The sequence below is a fragment of the Streptomyces sp. NPDC059443 genome, assembly GCF_042750105.1.
In the GTDB taxonomy this organism is placed as follows: Bacteria; Actinomycetota; Actinomycetes; order Streptomycetales; family Streptomycetaceae; genus Streptomyces.
This window is the reverse complement of sequence record NZ_JBHYVM010000052.1, coordinates 1-26,309: the sequence shown is the minus strand read 5'-3', so window position 1 is coordinate 26,309 and position 26,309 is coordinate 1. Positions and strand designations below refer to the sequence as shown.

At 72.4% G+C, this 26,309-nt stretch carries 20 protein-coding genes; 14 read left to right on the top strand and 6 right to left on the bottom strand.

Features of this window, described 5'->3' with window-relative positions; translation table 11 throughout:
* Window positions 1–156 precede the first annotated feature (156 nt).
* Entirely contained in the window at window positions 157–600 is a 444-nt protein-coding gene (locus ACFXDJ_RS33990) for a nitroreductase family deazaflavin-dependent oxidoreductase (RefSeq protein WP_384660823.1), read from the bottom strand.
* A gap of 269 nt (window positions 601–869) precedes the next feature.
* Between ACFXDJ_RS33990 and ACFXDJ_RS33985 the strand changes: the two genes are divergently transcribed.
* A complete protein-coding gene (locus tag ACFXDJ_RS33985; protein ID WP_384660820.1) occupies window positions 870–1,952 on the top strand; it encodes a serine hydrolase domain-containing protein in 1,083 nt (360 codons plus the stop codon).
* A gap of 57 nt (window positions 1,953–2,009) precedes the next feature.
* On the opposite strand, the gene ACFXDJ_RS33980 is transcribed toward ACFXDJ_RS33985, so the two are convergent.
* The gene (locus ACFXDJ_RS33980; RefSeq protein ID WP_384660817.1) at window positions 2,010–3,863 is read right to left on the bottom strand and encodes a serine hydrolase; all 1,854 of its coding nucleotides are present in this window, start codon (window positions 3,861–3,863) and stop codon (window positions 2,010–2,012) included.
* A gap of 146 nt (window positions 3,864–4,009) precedes the next feature.
* On the opposite strand from ACFXDJ_RS33980, the gene ACFXDJ_RS33975 reads away from it, so the two are divergent.
* The 3 genes from ACFXDJ_RS33975 (at window position 4,010) to ACFXDJ_RS33965 (ending at window position 7,968) form a co-directional block, all read left to right on the top strand.
* Window positions 4,010–5,116 carry a nitronate monooxygenase gene (locus ACFXDJ_RS33975; RefSeq protein ID WP_384660815.1) on the top strand — a complete coding sequence of 369 codons (1,107 nt, stop codon included), beginning with the start codon at window positions 4,010–4,012 and terminating at the stop codon, window positions 5,114–5,116.
* A gap of 17 nt (window positions 5,117–5,133) precedes the next feature.
* A complete protein-coding gene (locus tag ACFXDJ_RS33970; RefSeq protein WP_384660831.1) occupies window positions 5,134–6,711 on the top strand; it encodes an acyl-CoA synthetase in 1,578 nt (525 codons plus the stop codon).
* Window positions 6,712–6,819: 108 nt separating this feature from the next.
* Entirely contained in the window at window positions 6,820–7,968 is a 1,149-nt protein-coding gene (locus ACFXDJ_RS33965; protein ID WP_384660812.1) for a calcium:proton antiporter, read from the top strand.
* A 96-nt stretch (window positions 7,969–8,064) separates the two neighbouring features.
* Here ACFXDJ_RS33965 and ACFXDJ_RS33960 read toward each other — a convergent pair whose 3' ends face one another.
* Complete coding sequence (locus ACFXDJ_RS33960; protein WP_384851189.1) at window positions 8,065–10,548, bottom strand: penicillin acylase family protein; 2,484 nt, start codon at window positions 10,546–10,548, stop codon at window positions 8,065–8,067.
* A gap of 177 nt (window positions 10,549–10,725) precedes the next feature.
* On the opposite strand from ACFXDJ_RS33960, the gene ACFXDJ_RS33955 reads away from it, so the two are divergent.
* Both ACFXDJ_RS33955 and ACFXDJ_RS33950 read left to right on the top strand, forming a co-directional pair.
* Complete coding sequence (locus tag ACFXDJ_RS33955; protein ID WP_384663779.1) at window positions 10,726–12,228, top strand: fatty acyl-CoA synthetase; 1,503 nt, start codon at window positions 10,726–10,728, stop codon at window positions 12,226–12,228.
* Between the two features lie 20 nt (window positions 12,229–12,248).
* On the top strand, window positions 12,249–12,635 hold the full coding sequence (locus tag ACFXDJ_RS33950; protein ID WP_384663780.1) for a barstar family protein: 387 nt from the start codon (window positions 12,249–12,251) through the stop codon (window positions 12,633–12,635).
* Window positions 12,636–12,659: 24 nt separating this feature from the next.
* Here the strand turns inward: ACFXDJ_RS33950 and ACFXDJ_RS33945 are convergent, their stop codons facing one another.
* The gene (locus ACFXDJ_RS33945; protein ID WP_384663782.1) at window positions 12,660–13,481 is read right to left on the bottom strand and encodes a YhjD/YihY/BrkB family envelope integrity protein; all 822 of its coding nucleotides are present in this window, start codon (window positions 13,479–13,481) and stop codon (window positions 12,660–12,662) included.
* Window positions 13,482–13,596: 115 nt separating this feature from the next.
* Window positions 13,597–14,904: a phenylacetate--CoA ligase PaaK gene (gene paaK / locus ACFXDJ_RS33940; RefSeq protein WP_384851187.1), complete on the bottom strand. Its 1,308-nt coding sequence runs from the start codon at window positions 14,902–14,904 to the stop codon at window positions 13,597–13,599.
* A gap of 109 nt (window positions 14,905–15,013) precedes the next feature.
* Between paaK and ACFXDJ_RS33935 the strand changes: the two genes are divergently transcribed.
* On the top strand, window positions 15,014–15,910 hold the full coding sequence (locus ACFXDJ_RS33935; protein ID WP_384851185.1) for an alpha/beta fold hydrolase: 897 nt from the start codon (window positions 15,014–15,016) through the stop codon (window positions 15,908–15,910).
* A gap of 389 nt (window positions 15,911–16,299) precedes the next feature.
* Here ACFXDJ_RS33935 and ACFXDJ_RS33930 read toward each other — a convergent pair whose 3' ends face one another.
* On the bottom strand, window positions 16,300–17,937 hold the full coding sequence (locus ACFXDJ_RS33930; protein WP_384851183.1) for an acyl-CoA synthetase: 1,638 nt from the start codon (window positions 17,935–17,937) through the stop codon (window positions 16,300–16,302).
* 174 nt (window positions 17,938–18,111) lie between these two features.
* Here ACFXDJ_RS33930 and ACFXDJ_RS33925 point away from each other — a divergent pair, with 174 nt between their 5' ends.
* The 7 genes from ACFXDJ_RS33925 to ACFXDJ_RS33895 all read left to right on the top strand — a co-directional run bounded on the left by ACFXDJ_RS33925 (window position 18,112) and on the right by ACFXDJ_RS33895 (window position 26,110).
* Entirely contained in the window at window positions 18,112–18,912 is an 801-nt protein-coding gene (locus tag ACFXDJ_RS33925; RefSeq protein ID WP_384851181.1) for a crotonase/enoyl-CoA hydratase family protein, read from the top strand.
* A gap of 185 nt (window positions 18,913–19,097) precedes the next feature.
* Complete coding sequence (locus tag ACFXDJ_RS33920) at window positions 19,098–20,066, top strand: OB-fold domain-containing protein (protein WP_384851179.1); 969 nt, start codon at window positions 19,098–19,100, stop codon at window positions 20,064–20,066.
* The gene (locus tag ACFXDJ_RS33915; protein ID WP_384851177.1) at window positions 20,066–21,163 is read left to right on the top strand and encodes a thiolase domain-containing protein; all 1,098 of its coding nucleotides are present in this window, start codon (window positions 20,066–20,068) and stop codon (window positions 21,161–21,163) included. Before ACFXDJ_RS33920 ends, ACFXDJ_RS33915 begins: the two co-directional genes overlap by 1 nt.
* Entirely contained in the window at window positions 21,160–22,344 is a 1,185-nt protein-coding gene (locus ACFXDJ_RS33910; RefSeq protein ID WP_384661812.1) for a thiolase domain-containing protein, read from the top strand. The genes ACFXDJ_RS33915 and ACFXDJ_RS33910 overlap by 4 nt, the downstream gene beginning before the upstream one ends.
* Window positions 22,345–22,496: 152 nt before the next feature.
* Window positions 22,497–22,724 (top strand): DUF397 domain-containing protein, encoded by a 228-nt coding sequence (locus ACFXDJ_RS33905; RefSeq protein WP_371619550.1) that lies wholly within the window; start codon window positions 22,497–22,499, stop codon window positions 22,722–22,724.
* A 123-nt stretch (window positions 22,725–22,847) separates the two neighbouring features.
* Window positions 22,848–23,264, top strand: coding sequence for an ACT domain-containing protein (locus ACFXDJ_RS33900; protein WP_384663864.1), 417 nt, complete (start codon window positions 22,848–22,850; stop codon window positions 23,262–23,264).
* Between the two features lie 137 nt (window positions 23,265–23,401).
* Complete coding sequence (locus tag ACFXDJ_RS33895; RefSeq protein ID WP_384851174.1) at window positions 23,402–26,110, top strand: ATP-binding protein; 2,709 nt, start codon at window positions 23,402–23,404, stop codon at window positions 26,108–26,110.
* Window positions 26,111–26,309 lie beyond the last annotated feature (199 nt).

The following is a 26,309-nucleotide window of genomic DNA, read 5'->3' as shown; positions in this document are numbered from 1 at the left end:
GGGGGTGGGGGGGGGGGTTTCTGGTGTTACCCGTGCCCCCCGGGGTTTGGGGGGTGGGGTTCAACTTGTGGGCCCCACAACCGGTCCCGGTCCGTCCCGGCCTTGGCCTCGATCTCGATCTCGGCTTCGTCCTCGGCTTCGTCCTCGGCCTGAGGGTCAGGCGATCGGGTCGATCACCACGATCGGGATCTCGCGGTCGGTCTTGCTCTGGTACTCGTCGTACGAGGGCCAGTGCTTGACCATCTCCGGCCAGAACGCGGCACGCTCCTCGGAGGTCGCGGTGCGCGCGATGCCCTGAAGGACCTTGGGGCCGACCTGGATCCGGACCTCGGGGTGCTCGGTCAGGTTCAGGTACCAGACGGGGTGCGCGGGGTCGCCGCCCTTGGACGCGACGATGAGGTAGCGGCCCCCGTCCTCGCCGTAGATGAGCGGGGTGCGCACCGGATTGCCGGACTTGCGGCCGATGGTGGTGAGGAGGAGGGTCTGGGTGTTGTTCCAGAACTGCCCCTCGGTGCCGCCCGACCCGACGTACAGCTTGACGTGGTCCAGGGTCCAGCCCGGCTTGGGGTCGATCGGGTTGTCCCAGTCGATGTCGCTCATATCGCCCTGCCCATCTTCGTGTTGAACAGTCAACAAACCTCAACAACGAGACACGACACGCTCAGGGCACGGTTTATTCCCGGTCGGAGTCACCCGGAGGGGAAGTCACCCGGAAGAGAGGTCAGGGTGGCCTGGGGGTCGGATCAGGGTGATCACTGACGACGAACGGGGCTTGTGCGGGAGAAGGTTGGTTCAGCGCGGATGATGCCGCGCCGATCAGAACCGATCCGAACCTGCCCGAGCCGCCAGCCCGTTCCGAGGAGCCACCGATGACCAGCCGTCCCCGCCCCGCCCGCCGTCTCGCCGTCACCGCCACCGGCTTGGCGCTGGCCGCGCTGGCCGCCGGTCTGGCGGGCGCCCCCGCGGCCACGGCCGCGCCCCAGGCGTCCGGCTCCCACACCTCGCCCGAGACCAGCGACCCGGCCGCGGTGAGGGCGCTGCTGGCCACTCTGCCCGACGGGGTGACGGACGCGGCGCTGGTGCGGGTGTCCGGCCGGGGCGTGCGCATCCCGTACACCGGGACGGCCGGGCCGGTGGAGGCGGACGCGAGCTTCCCCGTGGGCAGCGTGACCAAGATCTTCACCGATGCCATCGTGCTCCAGCTGGTCGCCGAGCACCGGATCGGCATGGACGAGCCCGTCCGCCCCCACCTCCCCGATCTGATACCCGCCGCCTACGCCGGCGTGACGGTACGCCAGCTCCTGGACCACACCAGCGACCTGCCCCGGCCTCAGGGGGCCCCGGACGCGCGGGCGATGGTGGCCGCCTCCTTCGCGGCGGATGCCGCCGCCCACCCCGGCCGCATACCGGCCCCCGGAACCGTCCAGCAGTACAACGGGCTCAACAGCTTCGTCGCCGGGCTGCTCGTGGAACAGGTCACCGGCCGCTCCTACGCCGGTGAGCTCGACCGGCGGATCCTGCGTCCGCTGGCCCTGCGCCACACCGCGCTCTCGGAGGACCCGGCGGTCGCCCGCGCCTGGTCGGAGGGCGGACTCACCTCCACCGCGGCCGACCTCGACGCGTTCCTGCGCGCCCTGCTGGACGGGAGGCTCCTGCCTCCGCGGCAGCAGCGGCACCTCTTCGAGGTGCCCGCGGTACCCAGCGCCCCGGGGAACACCAGCTGCCCCACGTCCGAGGCCTGCTTCAGTGCCGGCGGGCTGATGGGGATAGAGCTGAACGGAACCAAGGTCTGGGGCAAGACCGGCTCCATGGGCGGCTGGACCAGCGGAATCTTCGCGAGCGCCGACGATCACCGCCGGACGGTCTACGCCCTGCGGCCCGCCTCCGCAGCCACCCCCGCCCAGCAGCGCGCCCGTGTCGTGGCCGTGGTCGAGGCGGCCCTCACCCAGTAGTGCCGCGTCAGGCGACGCTGGCCCGTCGCGGGCCAGGCGGGATCCGGAAGAGACGGCCTAGTCCGCGGAGCGGGACCAGCCCGTGGCCTCGATGCGGGCCGCGTCCGCGGGGCGGTCTTCGGCGAAGAGGAGGCGGGAGGGCTCCGATACGCGCAGGACGTCGACGTAGCTGCCGCGGCCCGTGTAGCGGCCCCGCGCGGTGTGACGGAAGCGGATCCGGACCTCGCGGCCGGACCATCCCGTGAGGGGGGCTTCGAGGCGGTGCCAGATGCGGCCCGACCAGCCGGTCACGCAGCCGCCCGGCCATTCCTCGGCGGCTCCGCCGGTGGTGCGGACGGTGCTGAAGGGGAGCGGTTCCCAGCTCTGCCCGTCGGCGGAGGCCTCCACGTGCAGGGCGCCTTCGCCGGGCACGGTGTCCCACCAGAGCGCGCAGCGCAGCCGGGCCGCGTCGGTGGCCGGGGTGAGCGGGGGCAGGGTGAGGGTGCCGGAGCCTCCGGTCTCCATGCCGGAGTACCAGGCCGGGCCGCCGTGCTTCGTGCGGACGGGGACGGCGCGGGCGAAGCGGTTGCCGACGGCGACGCGGGGGGCGCTGCCGGCGCGCCAGGTGCGCACGGGGTGGACGGAGTTGCCGAGCAGGATCAGGAAGGAGTCGGTGGAGGGGTCCAGGACGAGGGAGGTGCCGGTGAAACCGGTGTGCCCGGCGGAGTGCGGGGTGGCCATGGCGCCCATGTACCAGTGCTGGTAGAGCTCGAAGCCGAGTCCGTGGTCGTCTCCGGGGAAGGCGGTGTTGTAGTCGGTGAAGAGCAGTTCGACGGAGGCGGGGCGCAGGATGCGCTTGCCCGCGTAGGTCCCGCCGTCGAGGAGGGTACGGGCGAGGACGGCGAGGTCCCAGGCCGTGCCGAAGACCCCGGCGTGGCCGGCGACGCCGCCCAGCGCGTACGCGTTCTCGTCGTGGACCTCGCCCCAGACCAGCCCGCGGTCGAGCCCGGACCAGGGCGGGCGCTGCACCTCGGTGGCGGCGGTGACCCGGCGCCAGGAGGACGGCGGGTTGTAACGAGTGCGGTGCATACCGAGTGGAGCGGTGATCTCGTCGTGGAGCAGGAGATCCAGAGTGTGACCGGTGATCCGTTCCAGGAGCAGCTGGAGGGTGATGAGGTTGAGGTCCGAGTACCGGTAGACCGTCCCCGGGGTCTCCTGAGGTCTCACCGACCACAGCAGTCGCAACTGCCCCGCCCGGGTCGCCTCTTGGTAGAAGGGCGCCCAGGACCGCAGCCCCGAGGTGTGCGTGAGCAGCTGGCGGACGGTGATCGACTCCTTGCCCCCGCCCGTGAACTCGGGCAGGTACCGGCTGACCGGCGCCTCCAGCTCCAGCTGCCCGCGCTCCATCTGCTGCACCGCCAGCAGCGAGGTGAACAGCTTCGACAGCGAGGCCAGGTCGAAGACCGTGTCCTCCGCCATCGCGATGCGCTCGGCGGCCGGGAACTCCCGTACCCGGTCGGTGCGCCCGTCGTAGTCGGCGTACCGGACGGCGTCGCCCATCGCCCGGTGCAGGGCCACGGTCCGGCCACGGCCGGCGAGGACCACGGCCCCCGCGTAGTAGGGGTGTTCGGGGGAGGGACCGAGGAACCTCCGCGCCTCGTCCACCGCCCCTTCGAGGTGTTTTTCCAGCAGCCCGGCCTGGCGGGCGGATCCGTAGCGCAGCCGCAGTCCCTGGAGCGCGCGCCGCTCCGCGGGCCCGGAGGCCCTGCCGGCGGCCCCCGCGGACCCGGGCAGCGCGGCCTGGAGTGCGAGCACACCCCCGAGCGCCAGCAGCCGTGCGCCGAGCCGCCGCCGGGTGAGCCCGTTGCCGCCGTTGCCGCCGCCGGAGCCCTTCACCTCACCGTTGTCGCCGGTTGCCGTCCGTGCCTCCATGACCGGTCCTCCCGTCCGCCGTCGCGCCCTCCCGAAGTATCTGCCCGCCCGCCCCGCACCTCCCGCAGTGACCGGGCCGCAAAGAATCTGACGCTGCATCAGAAAATCTCTTCCCTCGGCGCCCCCGCTGCGGCATCCTGCCGCCCATGGAGACGGAGCTGAGCAAGAAACTCGGAGTCGAACACGCCATCTTCGGCTTCACGCCCTTCCCGGCGGTCGCCGCTGCCATCACGCGCGCGGGTGGCTTCGGAGTGCTCGGAGCGGTGCGCTACACCGCCCCCGACGACCTCAAACGCGACCTCGACTGGATGCAGGAACACACCGACGGCAAGCCGTACGGCCTCGATGTCGTCATGCCCGCCAAGAAGGCCGTCGACGGCATCAGCGAGGCCGACATCGAGGCGATGATCCCGGCCGCGCACCGCGAGTACGTCCGCGACACCCTCGCCAAACACCACGTCCCCGAGCTGGCCGAGGGCGAAGCCTCCGGCTGGCGCATCACGGGCTGGATGGAGCAGGTCGCCCGCAACCAGCTCGACGTCGCCTTCGACTACCCCATCAAACTCCTCGCGAACGCCCTGGGTTCCCCGCCCGCCGACGTCATCCGGCGCGCCCACGACCACGGAGTCCTCGTCGCCGCCCTCGCCGGCAGCGCCAAGCACGCCCGCCGCCACGCCGAAGCCGGCATCGACATCGTCGTCGCCCAGGGCTACGAGGCCGGCGGCCACACCGGCGACATCGCCACCATGGTCCTGGTCCCCGAGATCGTCGAGGCCGTCGCCCCGATCCCGGTCCTCGCCGCCGGCGGCATCGGCAGCGGCGAACAGGTCGCCGCGGGCATCGCACTGGGCGCCGAAGGCGCCTGGCTCGGCTCCCTCTGGCTCACCACCACTGAAGCCGAGATGCACTCCCGGGCCCTCACCGAGAAGCTCCTCGCCGCCGGCTCCGGCGACACCGTCCGCTCCCGCGCCCTCACCGGCAAGCCCGCCCGCCAGCTGCGCACCGAGTGGACCGACGCCTGGGACGACCCGGAGGGCCCCGGCGCGCTCCCGATGCCGCTCCAGGGTCTGCTCGTCGCCGAGGCCGTGTCCCGCATCCAGAAGTACGAGATCCAGCCGCTGCTCGGCACCCCCGTCGGCCAGATCGTCGGCCGGATGAACAGCGAGCGCAGCGTCCAGGCCGTCTTCGACGACCTCACCAGTGGCTTCGAACGAGCCATCGACCGCATCAACCGCATCGCCGGCCGAGCCTGAGAGGCGTGAGCAGCAGCATGACCGACACGCAGACGCAAGGTCAGACCGGGCAGCCCCCGAACGGTTTCTGGGCCCAGGCGGCCGCCGACCCCGACCGCACCGTCCTGGTCACCCCCGAGGGTGAGGAGTGGTCCGCCGCCCGGCTGCACGCCGACGTCAACCGGCTCGTGCACGGCCTGCGCGCCGCGGGCCTGGAGAAGGGCGACGTCTTCGCCGTCGTCCTCCCCAATGGCGTCGAGTTCCTCACCGCCTACCTCGCCGCCTCACAGGCCGGCTTCTACCTCGTCCCGGTCAACCACCACCTCGTCGGCCCCGAGATCGCCTGGATCGTCTCCGACTCCGGAGCCAAGGTCCTCATCGCCCACGAGCGGTTCGCCGACGCCGCCACCGCCGCGGCCGACGAGGCGGAGCTGCCCGCGAGCCACCGCTACGCCGTCGGAGCCGTCGCGGGCTTCCGCTCGTACGGGGAGCTGCTCGACGGGCAGCCCGACACCGCCCCCGGAGACCGCACGCTCGGCTGGGTCATGAACTACACCTCCGGCACCACCGGCCGGCCGCGCGGCATCCGCCGCCCGCTGCCCGGCAAGCTCCCGGAGGAGACGTACCTCGGCGGCTTCCTCGGCATCTTCGGAATCCGGCCCTTCGACGGCAACGTCCACCTGGTGTGCTCACCGCTCTACCACACGGCCGTACTCCAGTTCGCGGCCGCCGCCCTGCACATCGGGCACCCGCTGGTCCTCATGGACAAGTGGACCCCCGAGGAGATGCTCCGCCTGATCGACGCTCACTCCTGCACCCACACCCACATGGTGCCGACGCAGTTCCACCGGCTGCTGGCGCTCCCGCAGGACACGAAGGACTCGTACGACGTCTCGTCCATGAGGCACGCCATCCACGGCGCCGCACCCTGTCCCGACCACGTCAAGCGGGCGATGATCGACTGGTGGGGCCGGTGCGTGGAGGAGTACTACGCGGCGAGCGAGGGCGGCGGCGCCTTCGCGACGGCCGAGGACTGGCTGAAGAAGCCGGGAACCGTCGGCAAGGCATGGCCGATCAGTGAACTCGCCATCTTCGACGACGAGGGCGAGCGGCTGCCCGCCGGGGAACTCGGCACCGTCTACATCAAGATGAACACCGGCGGCTTCAGCTACCACAAGGACGAGGGCAAGACGAAGAAGAACCGCATCGGCGACTTCTTCACCGTCGGCGACCTCGGGCTGATGGACGAGGAGGGCTACCTCTTCCTCCGCGACCGCAAGATCGACATGATCATCTCGGGCGGGGTGAACATCTACCCGGCCGAGATCGAGTCGGCCCTGCTCACCCATCCGGCGGTCGCGGACGCCGCGGCCTTCGGCATCCCGCACCCCTCCTGGGGCGAGGAGGTCAAGGCGGTCATCGAGCCCGCCGAGGGGTTCGCGGCGAGCGACGCGCTGGCGGCGGAGATCCTCCACCACTGCGAGCGCCAGCTGGCCGGTTACAAGCGGCCCAAGACCGTGGACTTCATCGAGACGATGCCGCGCGATCCCAACGGCAAGCTGTACAAGCGCCGCCTGCGCGAGCCGTACTGGGAGGGCCACGAGCGCGCGATGTAGCGGCGCGCCGCCCGCCACGCCCGGGCGTTTGGTGAGAAGTGCCACGTCAGACGTGTGGCGGCGGGTGTTGCGGCGCACCGGGGGGACACTTCTGGCAAGTTGGCTGATATGAGTACGGCAACGCACAGAACCCCCCTGACCGACTGGACCGTCATGGTCCCCATGGTGGCGCTCGTCGCGCTCGCCTTCAGCTGGGGACGCGACCTGCCCTCATTCGCCGTGGCCCTGGTGGCCCTCTGCCTGGCGGGCGCGGTCCTGGCGGCGGTCCATCACGCCGAAGTGGTCGCCCACCGGGTCGGCGAACCCTTCGGTTCCCTCGTCCTCGCCGTGGCCGTCACCGTCATCGAAGTGGCGCTCATCGTCACCCTGCTGGCCGACGGCGGGGACAAGACCGCCTCCCTCGCCCGGGACACCGTCTTCGCCGCCGTCATGATCACGTGCAACGGCATCGTCGGCCTGTCCCTGCTGGTCGGGGCCCTGCGCAACCGCGTCGCCGTCTTCAACGCCGAGGGCTCGGGTGCGGCCCTGGCCACCGTTGCCACGCTCGCCGTACTCAGCCTCGTGCTGCCCACCTTCACCACCAGCAAGCCGGGCCCCGAGTTCTCCACGGCCCAGCTCGCCTTCGCCGCGAGCGCCTCCCTCGCCCTCTACGGACTCTTCGTCGCCGTCCAGACCGTCCGCCATCGCGACTACTTCCTGCCCGTCGACACGAAGCGGATCCGCAAGGAAGCCGCCAAGGCGGCAGCCGCGGCCGAAGCCGGCGCGGACTCCGACGGTGCGGAGCACGCCGAGCCGCCCACCGCCCGCGCCGCCCTGATCAGCCTCGGCCTGCTGCTCGTCGCGCTCGTCGCCGTCGTCGGCAACGCCAAGGCCGTCTCCCCGACCATCGAACGCGGGGTCGCCAGTGCCGGTCTGCCCTACGCCGTCGTCGGTGTGATCATCGCCCTGCTCGTCCTGGCGCCCGAGACCCTCGCCGCCGTCCGCGCCGCCCGCCGCGACCGCGTGCAGACCAGCCTCAACCTTGCCTACGGCTCCGCCATCGCCAGCATCGGCCTCACCATCCCCGCCATCGCGCTCGCCTCGGTCTGGCTCACCGGCCCGCTGGTGCTCGGCCTCGACCCGACGCACATGGTGCTGCTCGCTCTGACCGTAGTCGTCGGCGCCCTCACCATCGTCCCGGGCCGCGCCACGCTGCTCCAGGGCGGAGTCCACATCGTGCTGCTCGCCGCCTACCTCTTCCTCGCCATCAGCCCCTGACCGCGCCCCGGTACACGTACGGCCCGCGCCCCGGCACACGTACGGCCGGCCGCCCCCTTCGAGGGAGCGGCCGGCCGTACGCGCATCAGCCGCCGGTCAGCGCCGCTCGCGCGGCCAGACCACCTTCAGCTGCGGCGAAGTGAGGATGTCCCACTCGCAGAACCGCGATTTCACCCAGCGCTCCTGCGAGAAGAGCCGGGTCTGGTCGGCGTAGTGGGGGGAGTTCGGATTCGAGGACTGGCTGTACGTGAGCAGCGTGCGCGCCACCGGGCAGCGGCTGCCGTCCCAGCCGACCGCCTGGATGTGGCTGGAGCCGTGCACGACCTCCGGGTAGCCGCCGGCCGCCGCGTTCCACGGCGCCTCGATCTTGTTCCAGACGCCCAGCGCCTCGGTACCGCCGCCCACCGGCAGCTTCTCCCCGTTGCGCACAACGAACTGGTTCTCGCCGAGCGGGGCGTCCAGCGCGATGCCCGCCGCCTTCAGCTCCGTGACCGTGTCGGCGAGCGCCCGCCCGATCCCGGGCGCCGCCTGGTTGAGCGTGCGCGGCGTGTGGACCGGATCGGCCGCCGAGAACGGCACCAGCCACAGGTCCTTGACCGGCGTGTTCTGGGTCAGCTTCCGCCAGAACCGGTCGAAGAGCAGCGCCCCGCGGCTCGACGTGTCCGCCGTGTGGTCCCAGGCCGCCAGCACCCCGCAGGCCGCCGAAACGTCCACGGCCGCGCCATCGCTGCCCGTAGCGCTTCCGCCGGGCAGGGCCGCGCAGGCCTTCGCCGCGTCGGCCGCCGCCAGGTCACCGGCCGGGACCCGGTTCGCAAACTGCTGCTTCTGCAGGTCGGCCACGGTCAGCCCGCCCTTGGCGGCCATCGCGGACACGTCCTCCACCGCGCCCCGGGTGCGCATCGAGCGCTGGGTGCCGGTATTGCCCCAGATCCGCTCGTAGCCGGTGACCGGAGTCGAGGCATTGGCCAGCCAGGCGCTGTCGTTGGAGTTCTCCGCGTACGGGGCGTCGCGCAGTGTCGGCGCCTTCCCCGGGCCGAAGATCCCCGGCTGCACCGCGTCCGGATCCGAGCCGAGCGTGCAGTCGCCGCGCGAACCGTCCAGCACCGCCAGCCCCGAGGACGGGTACGTGGCCCTGCCGAGCGGGGTCGAGCAGCGGGCGACGAGCTCGTCGGTGATCCGGGGGAGCACCTGTGACTGGGTGAAGAGGGTGCCGCCGGCCGAGTCCGCGGCGATGGTGTTGATCCACGGCAGGCCCTGGGTGCGCCGCAGGGCGTCCTGGATCCCGGCGACGGAGCGGGCCTTGCCGATGGCGAGGGAGGTGTCGGAGGCGCGCAGGTTCGAAGCGTTGGGGTCGTTCAGCGCGTACGCGGTGGTCGCCGTCCAGGGCAGCGGGAGGCCGGGGCCGAGGTTGGAGACGACCGGGCCGTAGCGGGTCCACCACTGGGTGCGGGTGACGGGATCCGTGCTGCCCGCCACCTGTACGCCGACCTCGCGGCGGGTCATCTTCTCCGGCTTCCCGTCCACCAGGTAGGCGGTCGGGTCGGCGGGGTCGAGGGTCAGCTGGTGCAGGTTGACGGGGGTGCCGGTGGCCACGGTGTGGCTCCAGGCCACCTTCTCGTTGAAGCCGATGTTCACCACGGCGGTGCCGAGCAGCGAGCCGCCCGAGACGTTCAGCTCGCCGGGGATGGTCTGCTGCGACTGCCAGAACCGGCGGCCGCCCTGCCACGGGTAGTGCGGGTTGCCGAGCAGCAGCCCCTTGCCGTTCGCGGTGGTGGAACCGGCGAAGGCCACCGCGTTGGAACCCATGTCGTAGCGGGTGGTGTCGAAGAGCTCCCGGGCCGCCTCGGCCGTCGTGGCGGGATCGGGATCGCCGGTGCCGCTTGCGCTGGCGGTGCCACCGGCTCCGCTCGGGGCCGCGCCGCGGGCCGTGGCCGCGACCGGCGGCTGCGCCGCGGTGATGCCGTCGACGGCGCGGCCCTGGCCGCCGAGCACGGCCACGGCGTACCCGCGGGCGGCCACGTCGGTGATGCCGACCGGGTGGACCCACTTGGCGTCCTTGCAGGCCGGGTCGGTGATCTTGTTCTGCGCGAGCCAGGCGTTGTAGCCGGCGGCCCAGCCGCGCATCAGCTCCTTGGCGTCCTTGCTCGGCCCGGCCGGCGCGGGCGTGGCGAGCAGCTTCTCCACGGCGCCGGAATCGCGGACGCCCTTGAAGTACAGGTCGCTGGAGAGGTTCCTGGCGGCAGAGGAGAGCGAACCGTCGGGCGCGGCATCGGGGCCGAACCAGCGCGAGCGCTCCCCGGAAACGGTCAGGAACCCGTCGGCGAGCACGCACACCTGGTCGGCGGCCTGCGCCCAGCCGGTGCCGAAACCGAGGTGGGCGTAGTCCTGGGCCACGATGTGCGGGATGCCGTTCTCGGTGTACCGGATCACGGCGGACAGGCCGCCGCCGGAGGGGCCGGAGCCATGCTCCTGGGCGGCGGCCTGGGGTATGGCCGCGGTGGCGGCGAGCAGGGTGGCGCCGGTGAGGGCGACCCGGCGGAGGAGCGGACGGGTGCGGCGATGTCCATTGAAGAAGTGCAACGTACCTCCCAAGTAGCCTGCGGTCGGGCAGAGTTGCCCGTGCGGGCGGGTGGTGCTTCTGTGCCTGCACACTCATGCAGGCCACCTGATGTTCTGTCAACATCCCGTTTGGTATCCCTGGTGTCGCAGGCGTTCCGGTCATTGACCTCGTACGTGCGGGGAGACGAGGATCCCGGTATGACGTCAGTGCGGAAGAACACGGTCGACGGACTGCTCCACGACAGCGCCCGGCGCGTCCCCGACCGGACGGCGGTCCGCTACCGCGAGCGGACCTGGACCTACGCGGAACTCGACGCGGCCGTCTCCACGGGCGCGGCCGTGCTGCGCGGCCGGTACGGGCTGTCCGAAGGGGACCGGGTCGCGACCTTCGCGCACAACTCCGACGCCTACCTCCTCGCCTTCCTCGCCTGCGCGCGGGCCGGGCTCACGCACGTCCCGGTCAACCAGAACCTCACGGGCGCGGACCTCGCGTACATCCTGGAGAACTCCGCGAGCTCGCTCGTCCTCGCCGACCCCGACCTGGCCGGGCGGGTCCCCGCCGGGTTCGCCGTACGGCCGCTGCGCGACGCACCCGGCTCCTTCCTCGGGGAGCTGGCCGAACCGGCGCCCTACGCCCGGAGCGAGGACCCGTCGCTGCTCGCGCAGCTGCTCTACACCTCCGGGACGACCGCCCTGCCGAAGGGCGCGATGATGACGCACGAGGCGCTCTGCCACGAGTACGAGAGCGCGATCGCCTCCCTGGACCTGACGGAGGAGGACCTGCCGGTCCACTCCCTGCCGCTGTACCACTCGGCGCAGATGCACGTGTTCCTGCTGCCGTACCTGGCGGTCGGCGCGCGCAACACGGTGGTCGACGCCCCGGTCGCGGCGGAGATCTTCGACCTGGTGGAGGCGGGGGAGGCGGACAGCCTGTTCGCGCCGCCGACCGTGTGGATCGGCCTGGCCAACCACCCGGACTTCGCCGTGCGCGACCTGTCCGCGCTGACCAAGGCGTACTACGGGGCCTCGATCATGCCGGTGCCCGTCCTGGAACGGCTGCGCGCGCGGTTGCCCGGACTCGGCTTCTACAACTGCTTCGGCCAGAGCGAGATCGGGCCGCTGGCCACGGTGCTGCGGCCGGAGGAGCACGAGGGGCGGATGGATTCGTGCGGGCGGCCGGTCCGCCACGTGGAGGCCCGGGTCGTGGACGAGGACGGGGCGGACGTGCCGGACGGCACCGCCGGGGAGGTGGTGTACCGGTCCCCGCAGCTGTGCCGGGGCTACTGGAACGACGCGGAGGCGACGAAGAAGGCCTTCCGTGACGGCTGGTTCCGCTCCGGGGACCTCGCGGTCCGGGACGCGGAGGGGTACTTCACGGTGGTGGACCGGGTGAAGGACGTCATCAACTCGGGCGGGGTGCTGGTCGCCTCCCGGCAGGTGGAGGACGTGCTGTACACCCACCCGGGCGTGGCCGAGGCGGCCGTGGTGGGCCTGCCGGACGAGCGGTGGATCGAGGCGGTCACGGCGGTGGTGGTCCCGCGCGGCGAGGTGACGGAGGCCGAGCTCATGGCCTACGCCCGCCAGGAGCTGGCGCACTTCAAGGCCCCGAAGAGGGTGGTCTTCGTGGACTCCCTGCCCCGCAACGCGAGCGGCAAGATCCTCAAGCGCGAGCTCCGCGACCGCTTCTCGGACCCCGCCTGACACCCCGTAACCTCGTTGCCGTGACCACGATCTATGAACTCGACGGTGAACGGATCCGCACGCTGGAGGACTTCTGGCTCGTCATCGGTGAGGCGGTGAACGGCCCCGGCGGCTATTTCGGGGGGAACCTCGACGCCTTCAACGACTGTCTCCGCGGCGGCTTCGGCACCCCCGACGACGGTGATTTCAGGATCGTGTGGCGCCGTCACGAGGTTTCGCGGCGGATGCTCGGGCACCCCGAGACGGCTCGCCAGCTGGAGAAGGTGCTGGGGCGCTGCCATCCGACGAACCGGACGCGCGTCGGCGAGGAACTGGCCGCCGCGCGGCGGGGGGAGGGGGCGACCGTCTTCGACTGGCTGGTCCAGATCGCCGAAGGGCAGCGCCCCGGAGTGCTGGAGCTCCGCTGACCGGCAAGATCCGAAAGAGACGACCTAATCCTCCAGGAGGTCGGAGGATCGGAGGCGGCGGAAGGTGAGGTGTTCGTGGACGAGGCGGCCGACGAGGGCGCCGCCGTACACCACGAAGCCGACGCCGACGAGCCAGGACTGGACGACCAGGAGGGTGCCGAAGGGGCCGTAGGTCACGGCGTTGGAGGCGATCAGCGGGGAGAACACCAGCTGCGAGAAGATCCGCAGGCCCAGCAGGCCGAGGCTGGTGGCCGCCGCTCCCGGGAGCAGCGCGCGCCAGCGGACCCGGCCGCCCAGGAGCATCCACTGGGAGGACCAGAAGAACAGGCCGGTGCCGATGACATCACCCGTGGTGCCCAGGATCGTGCCGGGGGCGTTGTCCGAGGGGGAGGGGATGACGACCAGCAGCGCGAGGTAGCAGACCAGCAGGGCGAGCCAGACGACGTGCCGCCACATGGTGTGCCAGCGGGCCGTCGGGAGGTCCCAGACCTTCTCGTACCCGGTCTGCACCGCGGAGCCGAAGGTCAGGCCGAAGACGGCCAGGGCGGCGAGGCCGAAGGCCGTGGTCCGCTCCAGCGCCTGGTCCGCCGCGCCGAACAGCATCTCGACCCGCTCCCGCGAGTACGCCGTCACCCCGAGCGCCTGGCCGAGCCAGCGGCCGAAGCCCGAGCCGCTGCCGGGCGCGGCGGCCGCGACGACGACCAGCAGCGGCACCAGGGTCAGGAAGCCGAGGGCCGCGAAGCCCATCGCCCGGTGCATCAGCTCCATCTCCCGGCCACGGCTCCAGGCCAGCCCGGCCTGGGAGGCCTGGAGCCGGTCGTGGAGCCGGCGGAAGGTCGAGGTCACGCCTCTTCCCCTACCCGGACCGGCCCGCCGGCTCCCGGGCGGGCCCCCGAAGTGGCCCGAAGGGGTGGATCGGACGGCGGGCCGTGGGGCCGCCGGAGCCCGCCGGGCCGGGGGCTCAGACCTCCCGGAGGTCCACCAGGCGCTTGATCTTGCCGACCGAGCGCTCCAGGGTCTCCGGATCCACCACCTCCACCGCGACGGAGACCCCGACGCCCTCCTTGACGGCCCGGACCACGGCGGCGGCCGCGGCCTCCCGCTGACCGGGGTCGCTCTCCCGGCGCGCCTCCACCCGTACCGTCAGGGCGTCCAGCCGGCCTTCCCGGGTCAGGCGGAGCTGGAAGTGGGGAGCCAGGGCCGGTATGCGCAGGAGGACCTCCTCGATCTGGGTCGGGTAGAGATTCACCCCGCGCAGGATGATCATGTCGTCGCTGCGCCCCGTGATCTTCTCCATCCGACGGAAGGCGGGCCGGACGGTGCCGGGCAGCAGCCGGGTCAGGTCCCGGGTGCGGTAGCGGATGACGGGCATCGCCTCCTTGGTGAGCGAGGTGAAGACCAGCTCCCCGGACTCGCCCTCCGGCAGCACGGCGCCGGTCAGCGGGTCGACCACCTCCGGGTAGAAGTGGTCCTCCCATATGTGGAGGCCGTCCTTGGTCTCGGCGAATTCCTGCGCGACGCCCGGGCCCATCACCTCGGACAGGCCGTATATGTCCACCGCGTCGATGTCGAGCCGTTCCTCGATCTCGCGGCGCATCTCCTCCGTCCACGGCTCAGCGCCGAAGATCCCCGTACGGAGCGAGGTGGCGCGCGGGTCGATGCCCTGGCGCTCCATCTCGTCCAGCAGGGTCAGCATGTACGAGGGGGTGACCATGATGACCTCCGGCCGGAAGTCCTGGATCAGCCGGACCTGGCGGTCGGTCATCCCGCCCGAGGCGGGCACGACCGTACAGCTCAGGCGCTCCGCGCCGTAGTGCGCGCCCAGGCCGCCGGTGAACAGGCCGTACCCGTAGGCGATGTGGACCATCTGGCCCGGTCTGCCGCCCGCCGCGCGGATCGACCGGGCGACGACGTCCGCCCAGGTGGAAAGGTCCCCCTCGGTGTAGCCCACGACGGTCGGTCGGCCCGTGGTGCCGCTCGACGCGTGGATGCGGCGCACCTCGGAGCGCGGGACGGCGAACATTCCGAAGGGGTACTGATCGCGCAGATCGCTCTTGGTGGTGAAGGGGAACAGGGCGAGATCGGCGAGTGAGCGGCAGTCGTCGGGATGGAGACCGGCCTCGTCGAAGGCCTGCCGGTAGAAGGGCACGTGGTCGTAGGCCCGGCGCAGGGTCGCGCGCAGGCGCTCCAGCTGGAGCGCGGCCAGCTCCTCCGGCCCCATCCGCTCGCCCTCGTCGATACCGCCGTGGCCCTTCGTGTACGCGTTCATGTGCCGCCCACCCCTTTACGAGTCAACCGACCGATCATTCGGTAGATTGCCGGACCTCGGCGGCCAAATCAATTACTCGAACGGGTGATCGTCTGCTGGGATGATCCCCATGTCGATCTCCCCGCACTCCGCCACCCCCTCCACCTGCACCTTCACCACATACGACGGAACCGAACTCGCCTATCACGTACAAGGCGAAGGAGAGCCGCTGGTCTGCCTTCCCGGCGGCGCCATGCGGGCCTCCGCGTACCTCGGGGACCTCGGCGGGCTGTCCGCCGGACGCCGCCTGATCCTGCTCGACCTGCGCGGCACCGGGGACTCGGCGATCCCGGCGGACCGGTCGACGTACCGCGTGGACCACCAGGTCGCCGATGTCGAGGCGCTGCGGATGCACCTCGGCCTGGAAACCATGGACGTACTGGCCCACTCGGCGGCCGGGAACCTCGCCCAGCTCTACGCGGCCGCGCACCCGAGGCGGCTGCGACGGCTGGTCCTCCTCACCCCGACCTGCTGGGCCGTGGACCTCACGGAGACCCCCGAGGTGCAGCTGGCGGAGGTCCGCCGACGGGCGGGCGGCGAGCCGTACGACACGGCCATCGCGGCCTACGAGCGGGCACTTGCGGCCCTGGCCGCCGGAACCACCCCCGACGACGCCGACTGGACGGCGGCCATGCCGCTCGCCTACGGCCGCTGGGACGAGGCGGCGCGGGCGCACGCGGCGCTGAGCCCGGTCCAGAAGAACGCGAAGGCCGCCGCCGCCTTCGCGGGCGCGGGGGCCTTCGACCCGCCCGCCACCCGGGCCGCGCTGCGCGGGGTCGAGGCCGAGGTCCTGGTGTTCGCCGGGGAGCTGGACTCCAACCCCGGCCCGGCCCTCGCGGCCCGCCTGGCCGCGCTCTTCCCGCGGGGCGTTACCGCCGTCCAGCCGGCGGGCGGGCACTTCCCGTGGCTCGACGACGCGCCGTGGTTCACGACCCGGATCGAGCGGTTCCTAGCCACCGGGGCCTGAGCGGCGAGGCCGGGGCCTGAGCGGCGACCGCGAGGACGGGGGCGTACGGTCGAATGAGGGGCTCCGGTGAAGGGAGGCGGCGGCCGTGTCCGTCATCGACCCCGCGGTAACCGTCCGCCTCGGCGCCCCCGGCGCCCGCCGCCTGGCCGGCCTGCTCTCCGAGGTGGCCCACCTGCTGGAGGACCCCGGCCCGCTCCGCCTCACGGAGGCCCAGTCCGACGCACTGGGCCAGGGCACGGACCGCCCCGAACTGGCGGCCTGGACCCGCATGCTCGCGGCGGAACTGCTCAGCCGCCTAGGCCGTCGGATCTTGCCGGGCGGACGCGGAAGGCCCCGTACCGCGCGGCGCGCGTTACGGGGCCCGGTGGCCCGGGGTTCCGGGTCCCGCGTTAGCGGTCCGCGTCCGCGTCCGCCTCCGTCGCCACCGACTTCGCCCAGCGGTAGTCCGCCTTGCCGCTCGGGGAGCGCTGGATGGCGGGGGTGATGACGAGCTGGCGGGGGATCTTGTAGCCCGCGAGCTTGGTGCGGCAGTGGGCCTGGATCTCGTCCAGTGTCGGCTCCGCCGCGCCCTCCCGGACCTGGACCACCGCGGCCACGTGGCTGCCCCACGTCGGGTCCGCGACCCCGGCGACCAGGGCGTCGTAGACGTCCGGGTGGGACTTCAGCGCCTGCTCGACCTCCTCCGGATACACCTTCTCGCCGCCCGTGTTGATGCACTGCGAACCGCGGCCGAGAACGGTGACGATGCCCTGCTCGTCCACCGTCGCCATGTCGCCGAGCAGCACCCACCGCTCCGATCCCTTCTGGAAGAAGGTTTCGGCGGTCTTGACGGGGTCGTTGTAGTAGCCCAGCGGTACGTAGCCGCGCTGCGCGAGCCGCCCCGGCTCGCCCACCGGCACCGGCTCGTGGGTGACCGGGTCCACCACCTGGGTCCGCTCGTTGACCTCCAGTCGGAAGCCCTTCTCCGGGCCGGAGTCGTTCGTGGCACGGCCGTTCGAGCCGGACTCGGACGAGCCGAAGTTGTTCAGGAGAACGACGTTCGGCACGAGCTTCTGGAATTCGGCGCGCACCGTCTCGGACATGATCGCGCCGGACGAGGAGACGCTGAAGAGGGAGGAGAGGTCCGTGCCCTTCAGCGGGCCGTTCAGGGCGTCGATGAGCGGCCGCAGCATCGCGTCGCCCACCAGCGAGACGCTGGAGACCTTCTCCTTCTCGATGGTGCGCAGCACCTCCTCGGGCGCGTACTTGCGGTGGATGACCACCCGCTGGCCGTAGTTGAAGGCGATGAACGAGGTCAGGGTGGACGTGCCGTGCATCAGCGGGGGAGCGGGGAAGAAGGTGAGCCCGGCGCCCTTCGAAGCGACCCGCTCGGCCAGCTCCTCGGGCCGCTTCACCGGCTCGCCGGAGGGCTCCCCGCCGAAGAGGCCGGCGAAGAAGAGGTCCTCGGCGCGCCACATGACGCCCTTGGGCATGCCGGTCGTACCGCCGGTGTAGATGATGAACAGATCATCGGGTGAGCGGGGCGGGAAACCGCGCCCGGGCGATCCGGCGGCCTCCGCGTCCGGGTACGCGACCGGCGCGATCGAGGGCTCCGGAGTCCCCTCGGGGGTCGGCCCGACCCGGATCAGGTGGCGGAGCTTCGGAGTCTGCGGCAGCGCCGCGGTGACCCGCTCGGTGAACTCGCCCTCGAAGACGAGCGCCGCCAGATCGGCGTCGTTGTAGAGGTAGACCAGCTCCTCCTCCACGTAGCGGTAGTTCACGTTCACCGGCACCAGCCGGGCCTTCAGGCAGGCCAGGACGGTCTGCAGGTACTCGATCCCGTTGTAGAGGTGCAGGCCCAGGTGCTCGCCGGCCTTCAGCCCGCTGTCCAGCAGATGGTGCGCGATGCGGTTCGCCGCCGCGTCCAGCTCCGCGTACGTGAGGCGGCGCTCGGCGCCGGTCCCGGGGTGGTCCACGTACACGAGGGCCTCGCGGTCCGGGACCACGTCCACGACCGACTCGAACAGGTCGGCAATGTTGTACTCCACCGGTCCTCCTGACCCAGAAAATCCCATGGCTGGTCTGCTCGGCGGTCATTAGAGCGTCGCCAACCCCAACTGGGAAGGGGACCGTCCAATAAATCTGACTGGGTGTCAGAAAACTATTGAACTGCACCCGCCCCTCCTGCAACCTGTTCTAGGTCTTGAGACGGGAGGACGGCAATGGGTGGGACAGAACACCTGACCGTGGAACGCCACGGCGCCACGCTGGTGCTCACCATGAACAGGCCAGAGGCGAAGAACGCGCTTTCGCTGCCGCTGTTGGTGGGGCTGTACGACGGCTGGCTGGAGGCGGACGCGGACGACACGATCCGCTCGGTGGTGCTGACGGGCGCCGGCGGGGACTTCTGCGCCGGAATGGACCTGAAGGCGCTGGCCGGCAAGGGCATGGAGGGCGACCACTACAGGGACCGGCTCAAGGCCGACCCGGACCTGCACTGGAAGGCGATGCTCCGCCATCACCGGCCGCGCAAGCCGGTCATCGCGGCGGTCGAGGGCTACTGCGTGGCCGGCGGGACGGAGATCCTCCAGGGGACGGACATCCGGGTCGCGGGGGAGGGCGCCACCTTCGGTCTGTTCGAGGTCAAGCGGGGGCTCTTCCCGATCGGCGGCTCGACGGTGCGGTTGCAGCGGCAGATACCGCGCACGCACGCGCTGGAGATGCTGCTGACCGGGCGGCCCTACGGGGCCGAGGAGGCGGCCAGGATCGGGCTCGTCGGGCGGGTGGTGCCGGACGGTACGGCGCTTGCGGCTGCGCTGGAGATCGCGGAGAAGATCAACGCGTGTGGGCCGTTGGCGGTGGAGGCGGTGAAGGCGTCCGTCTACGAGGCGGCCGAGATGACGGAGTCGGAGGGGCTCGCGGCGGAGCTCCTGCGGGGGTGGCCGATCTTCGATACCGCGGATGCGAAGGAGGGCGCGCGGGCCTTCGCCGAGAAGCGGCCCGCGGTGTATCGGCGGGAGTAGCCGGTCCCCCGCCTGCCCGAGCCCGTGGCCGTACCGGTCCGTACGCGGGTGCGGCGCCGTTGCCAGGGGCTCCGCCCCCGGACCCCCGCGCCTCAAACGCCGGCGGGGCTGAAGTTGTGCCGGCGGGGCTGGATTTGCGTCAGCTGGCAGACCCCTTTCGAAACCCGAAGATCGGAGACCGACCCATGACAGCCCCCTCCCCACCCGAGATCCTCCGCGCGCCCCTCGTCGTCGAGTTCCCCTTCACCCGGTCCCTCGGGCCCGTGCAGAGTGCCTTTCTCACCGGGCTGCGCGAAGGCGTCGTCCTCGGGGTCACCACCGCCGACGGCAAGGTGATGGTGCCGCCCGTGGAGTACGACCCCGTCACCGCCGAGGAGATCCGCGACCTGGTCGAGGTGGGTACCACCGGGACCGTGACCACCTGGGCGTGGAACGGATCCCCGCGCCCGAGCCAGCCCCTGGCCACCCCCTTCGCCTGGGTCCTGGTGCGCCTCGACGGCGCCGACACCGCGATGCTCCACGCCCTCGACGTGCCCGGCCCGGAGGCCGTGCGCACCGGAATGCGGGTCCGGGTGCGGTGGGCCGCGGAGCGGGCCGGGGCGATCACCGACATCGCCTGCTTCGAGCCCGCGGAGACACAGGAGGCAGGTGACGCCGCGCACGCGACCCCGCACAGCGGGGAGTTCGCCGACGCCGTCACCGGCATCGTGGCGGAAGCCCGGCTGGACTACACGTACAGCCCCGGTCGCGCGCAGACCGCGTACATCGCCGGCCTCTCCGAGCAGAAGACCATCGGCGAGCGCTGCCCCTCCTGCCACAAGGTGTACGTGCCCCCGCGCGGCGCCTGCCCCACCTGCGGGGTCGCCACCACCGACCGGGTCGAGGTCGGTCCGGCGGGCACGGTCACCACGTACTGCATCGTCAACATCAAGGCCAAGAACCTCGACATCGAAGTGCCCTACGTCTACGCCCACATCGCCCTCGACGGCGCCGGCCTCGCCCTCCACGGCCGGATCGGCGGAATCCCGTACGACCAGGTCCGCATGGGCCTGCGCGTGGAACCCGTATGGACCGAAGGCGGCCGCTACCCCGACCACTACCGCCCCACCGGCGAGCCGGACGCGGACTACGACGCGTACAAGGAGCTCATCTGATGGCGACGCCGAAGACGACCGGGCACGCGACCGGGCACACGACCAGGCACGCGCGCGAGGTCGCCGTCGTGGCCTTCGCGCAGAGCGACCACCGGCGCCGCACGGACGAGCTCAGCGAAGTCGAAATGGTCATGCCGGTCCTGCACCAGGTGCTGGCCCAGACCGGCCTGAAGGCGGGCGAGATCGGCTTCACCTGCTCCGGCTCCAGCGACTACCTCGCGGGCCGGGCCTTCTCCTTCACCATGACCCTCGACGGTGTCGGCGCCTGGCCGCCGATCTCCGAGTCCCACGTGGAGATGGACGGAGCCTGGGCCCTGTACGAGGCCTGGGTCAAGATCCAGACCGGCGAGGCCGACACCGCGCTCGTGTACGCGTACGGGAAATCCTCCCCGGGGTCCGTAAGGGACGTACTGACGCGCCAGCTCGACCCCTACTACGTGGCTCCGCTCTGGCCCGACTCCGTGGCCCTGGCCGCCCTCCAGGCGCAGGCGCTCATCGACTCGGGGGAGACCGACGAGGCCGCGCTGGCCGCGATCGGCGCCCGGAGCCGGGCTTCGGCGAGCGCCAACCCGTACGCCCAGCTCAGCGGAGCCGTCGCGCAGGGCGACTACCAGGTGGCCCCGCTGCGCACCGGCGACTGCCCGCCCATCGGCGACGGCGCGGCCGCCGTCATCCTGGCCGCCGGGGACGTGGCGCGGCGGCTGTGCGAACGGCCCGCCTGGATCACCGGCATCGACCACCGCATCGAGGCGCACAGCCTCGGGCTGCGCGACCTCACCGACTCCCCGTCCACGCGGATCGCCGCCGAGCACGCGGGTGTCTTCGAGGGGCCGGTGGACACGGCCGAACTGCACGCGCCGTTCTCCTCCCAGGAGGTCGTGCTGCGCAAGGCCCTGGGACTCGACGGGTCCGTGAGCGTCAACCCGTCCGGCGGGGCGCTCGCCGCCAATCCGGTCATGGCCGCGGGTCTGATCCGGATCGGTGAGGCGGCGGCCCGCATCCACCGCGGTGAGTCCGACCGGGCCCTCGCGCACGCCACCTCCGGCCCCTGCCTCCAGCAGAACCTGGTCGCCGTCCTGGAAGGGGACCGAGCATGAGCACCTCCGCCGCGCCGGGCAAGGAGCCCGTGGCGATCGTCGGGATCGGCCAGACCAAGCACGTCGCAGCCCGCCACGACGTCTCCATCGCGGGGCTGGTGCGCGAGGCGGCGGCCCGCGCGCTCGCGGACGCCGAGCTGACCTGGGCGGACATCGACGCGGTGGTCATCGGCAAGGCCCCCGACTTCTTCGAGGGCGTGATGATGCCGGAGCTGTACCTGGCCGACGCCCTCGGCGCGGTCGGCAAGCCCATGCTCCGCGTGCACACGGCCGGTTCGGTGGGCGGCTCCACGGCGCTCGTCGCCTCCAACCTGGTCGCCGCCCGCGTCCACCGCACGGTGCTGACCCTGGCCTTCGAGAAGCAGTCGGAGTCCAACGCCATGTGGGGGCTCTCGCTGCCCGTCCCCTTCCAGCAGCCGCTGCTGGCGGGGGCCGGCGGGTTCTTCGCCCCGCACGTGCGCGCGTACATGCGGCGGACCGGGGCCCCCGACACGGTGGGGTCCCTCGTCGCGTACAAGGACCGCCGCAACGCGCTGAAGAACCCGTACGCCCACCTCCACGAGCACGACATCACCCTGGAGAAGGTCCAGGCCTCGCCGATGCTGTGGGACCCCATCCGGTACTCCGAGACCTGTCCCTCCTCCGACGGCGCCTGCGCGATGATCCTCACCGACCGGGCGGGCGCGGCCCGTTCGCCCAAGCCGCCGGCCTGGGTGCACGGCGGGGCGATGCGCAGCGAGCCGACCCTCTTCGCGGGCAAGGACTTCGTCTCCCCGCAGGCGGGCAAGGACTGCGCGGCCGACGTCTACCGGCAGGCCGGGATCACCGATCCGCGCCGGGAGATCGACGCGGTGGAGATGTACGTGCCGTTCTCCTGGTACGAGCCGATGTGGCTGGAGAACCTCGGTTTCGCCGAGGAGGGCGAGGGCTGGAAGCTCACCGAGGCCGGGGTCACGGAACTCGACGGAGACCTTCCGGTCAACCCTTCGGGCGGTGTCCTGTCCACCAACCCGATCGGCGCCTCCGGCATGATCCGCTTCGCGGAAGCGGCCCTTCAGGTGCGCGGCCAAGCCGGGGAGCACCAAGTCCCGGACGCGCGGCGGGCGATGGGGCACGCGTACGGGGGCGGGGCACAGTTCTTCGCGATGTGGCTGGTGGGAGCCGAACCGCCGGCCTCCTGACCGGGGCCCGATCGGAATCCCGTTTCCGAAAAGGGCGCCGCACCGGCCACGAGTGACGCACCGTGGCCTGTGCGGCACGCCGTGCGATGGCTAACCTTGCCCCCGGACGACGTACCGGGAGTACCGGGAGGAGCACGCACGTGGCAGAGAGCATGACTTCACAGGCGCCGGCCGGCTGGAGCAAGCCGGACCTCGATCTGACCGAGGCGGACTGGCAGTCGAGCAGCCGGGGGGCGGGTGACGTCCAGATCGCCTTCGTGGAGGGGTTCATCGCCATGCGCAACGGCGACCGCCCCGAAAGCCCCTCGCTGATCTTCGCGCCGGACGAGTGGCGCAAGTTCGTCCTGAACGCGCGGGGCGGGGAGTTCGACCTGACGTAGGCCGGACGGGCTGGTCGGCCGGACGGGCGGCGGAGGGGCCGGACATCCCGTGGATGTCCGGCCCCTCCGTCCTTTCCGGTCGGCGATAGGCCCACATATCGGGATGATAGGTAAGGTGGCCGCATGAGCGGAGAGAGCGACCTGCGGAAACTGCTGAGCGGAATGCGGCCGGAGCTGAACGACGGGCTGTACGTGTTCTGCACCATCCCCGGAGACACCGACCCGGAGGCCCTCGCCGGGCTCACCCCCGTCGCCTCCGTCCTGGAACCCGAGGGGCTCACCCTCGTCCTGGGGCAGGAGGAGGCCGATGCGGCCGGGCTGCCCTACGAGTACACCGCCGGCTGGATCACCCTGCGCGTCCACTCCGCGCTCGACGCCGTCGGCCTCACCGCGGCCTTCGCCACCGAACTCGGCGCGCACGGCCTGAGTTGCAACGTCATCGCCGGCTACCACCACGACCACCTCTTCGTCGCCGCCGACCGGGCCGCCGAGGCCGTGGCCGTCCTGGAGGCCCTCGCGGCCCGCTCCGCGGAGGACTGAACCCGCCCCGGAGAGGCCGCGCGAACCCCTCCCGACGGCCGCCGGAAAGAAGATCAGCGGGATTTTCCGCACGGGGCTTCCCGCGCGGGTGCGCGGGCGTACGCTGATCCTCCGAACAGGCCTGGGGGGTACCAGCCATGACGGAACGCCGGACCCGCAAACGGCGCACGATGTTCGAGCGCGAGACGGAGCTCGCCACCGTGGACGAGGCCCTGGACCAGCTCACCGGTCCCGGGCCCGATGCCGGCGGAGCCCTGCTGGCCTTCTCCGGACCCGCCGGACTCGGCAAGACCACGCTCCTCGCCGAAGTCCGCCGCCGTGCCCACGCCCGGGCCTGCACCGTCCTCGCCGCACGCGGCGGCGAACAGGAACAGAGCCAGCCCTTCCACGTCGCCCGCCAGCTCATCCAGCCCCAGCTGGCCGGCACCACCGACGAGGAACTGCGCGCCGTACTCGGCAGCTGGTACACCATCGTCGGTCCCGCCCTCGGCCTCTGCGCCGCCGAACAGGGCGCCCCGCCCGACCCCCAGGGCCTGCGCGACGGACTCGACTGGGTGCTCACCCACCTCATCGTCCAGCGCGCCCCCGTCGCCCTCGTCCTCGACGACGCCCACTGGGCCGACCCCGAGTCCCTCTCCTGGCTGGCCGCCTTCGCCCCGCGCGCCGAACACCTCCCGCTGCTCCTCGTGGTCGCCTACCGGCCCGACGAACTGCCCGCGCACGCCGAAGCGTTCCGTACGCTGCCCGGTCGCGCGGGACACCGCCCGCTGGCACTCGCGCCGCTCACCGCCGAGGCCGTCTCCACCCTGGTCCGCGAGTCCGTCGGAGACCACGCAGACGACGCCTTCTGCCGCGAAGCCTGGGCCGTCACCACCGGCAACCCCTTCGAAGCCGTCGAACTCGCCGTGAAGGTACGGGACAAGGGACTCGACCCCGTCGAAGCCAGCGCCCCGCTGCTGCGCGACCTCGCGGCCGCCCAGCGCGGCAGCGGGCTCGTCGCCCGCCTGCACAGCCTCGGCCCCTCCACCGTCCGCTTCGCCTGGGCCTGCGCCGTCCTCGGCACCAACATCCCCGGGGAACTCGCCGCCCGGGTCGCCGGACTCGGCACCGAGGAGGCCGTCGACGCCACCGGACGGCTGCGCGACGCCCGCATCCTGTCCGCCGCCGCCGAAGCCGCGGAACCCGCAGGACCCGCGGGACCCGCCGAACCCGGCGGCCGGGACGAGGCCGGGCTGGAGTTCGTCCACCCGCTCATCGCCACCGCCATATACCGGGCCATCCCCGACGCCCTGCGGGTCGCCCTGCACGGGAAGGCCGCCGCGGCCGTCCTCGACGCCGGGCTCGGGCCCTCCGCGGCCGCCCGCCACCTGCTGGAGACCCACCCCGAGAACGACCCGTGGGTGGTGCGCACCCTGCGCGAGGCCGCCGGCGAGAACCTCCGGGCCGGGGCCCCCGAAGCCGCCCGCCGCCAGCTCGCCCGGGCCCTGCGCGAACCCCCGGACTTCGACGAACGCGCGGCCGTCCTCTACGAGCTCGGTTGCGCCTCCCTGCTCACCGAGCCGGCCAACACCGTCAACCACCTGCGTGCCGCCCTCGCGGAGCCCTTCGAGGACCAGGCGCTGCGCCAGGGCATCGTGATCAGGCTCGCCCAGGTGCTCTCGCACAGCGACCGCCTCGCCGAGGCCTCGGAGTCCCTCGCCCGGGAGATCCCCCACACCCAGGACGTACGGGCCCGGCTGCGCCTGCAGTCCGAGCAGTTCATGTGGGACGCCTTCAACGCCGCCGAGACCGACTCCCCGGCCCGCTCGCGGCGCCTCGCGAAGCTCGCCGACCGGCTGACCGGCCGCGATCTCACCGAGCGGTACGTCATCGGGCTGCGCGCGTGGGACGCCTGCCTGCGCGGAGAGCCGGTCGAGGTGGTCCTGCACCACGCGGGGCGGGTGCTCGAAACCGATTTCAGCTGGGCTTACGAGGACCGGGGCTTCGAGGTCCCCGTCCTGGTCGCCATGGTGCACATGTACGCCGACCGGCCGGGGCGCGCGGAGGAACTGTTCGAGGCCGGCACCGCCGAGTTCGAGCGGCAGGGCTGGCGCGGGGCGCACCTGTCCTTCGCGTACAGCCTGCGCGCGTACATCCGCTACCGGCGCGGACGGCTCGTGGAGGCGGAGGAGCTGGCGCGGGCCGGGCTGGGGCTCGCCGAGCGCGTGGGGCGCCGTACGCCCGTGCACTGGTACGCCATCGCGATCCTCGTCACCACGCTGCTGGCGCGGGGGCGGGTGGACGAGGCGTGGGAGCTGGCGCGCGAACACGAGTACGGGGAGCCCTTCCCGTCGGCGGTGGTCTTCCCGGACTCCCAGACGGTCTACGCGGAACTCCTGCTGGCCCGCGGCCAGGCGAAGGCGGCGGCCGCCGAGCTGGAGGCGGTGGGCCGCCGGCTCACCCCGCGGGGGATCCAGAACCCGTCCTGGTGCCCGTGGCGGCTGCACCTGGCGCGTGCGGTGGCCGGGGAGGACCCGGCGCAGGCCCGCGAGCTGGCCGCGGACGCGGTCCGCCGGGCCCGTGCGTTCGGCGCCCCGTCGGGCATCGGCCAGGCCCTGCGGGTGGCGGCGGAGGTGGCTCCACCGGGTCCCGGGAGGGTCGCCCTGCTGGAGGAGTCGGTGGCCCTACTGTCGGCGTCCCCGGCGGGGTACGAGCTCGCCCTCGCGCTGGCCGCGCTAGGGGAGGACCGGGGGGATCCCGAGCTGCTGCGGCGGGCGGTGGCCGCGGCCCGGGAGTGCGGGGCGGACGGGCTGGTCGCGACCGCCACGGAGTCGCTGCGAGCGGTGTCCCCGGACCGGCCGCGCTGATCCGTGTCCGGGGCCCGCTCCCGACCGCGCCGCCGTGGCCGGGGGCCAGCCCCCGGACCCCTGCGCCTCAAACGCCGGCGGGGCTGAAATTGCCCTCCGGGCAATCCCAGCCCGCCAAGGGCGGCATCAGCCAAATCCAGCCCCGCCGGCGTTTGAGGCGCGGGGTCTGGGGCGGAGCCCCAGGGGTCCGGGCGGAGCC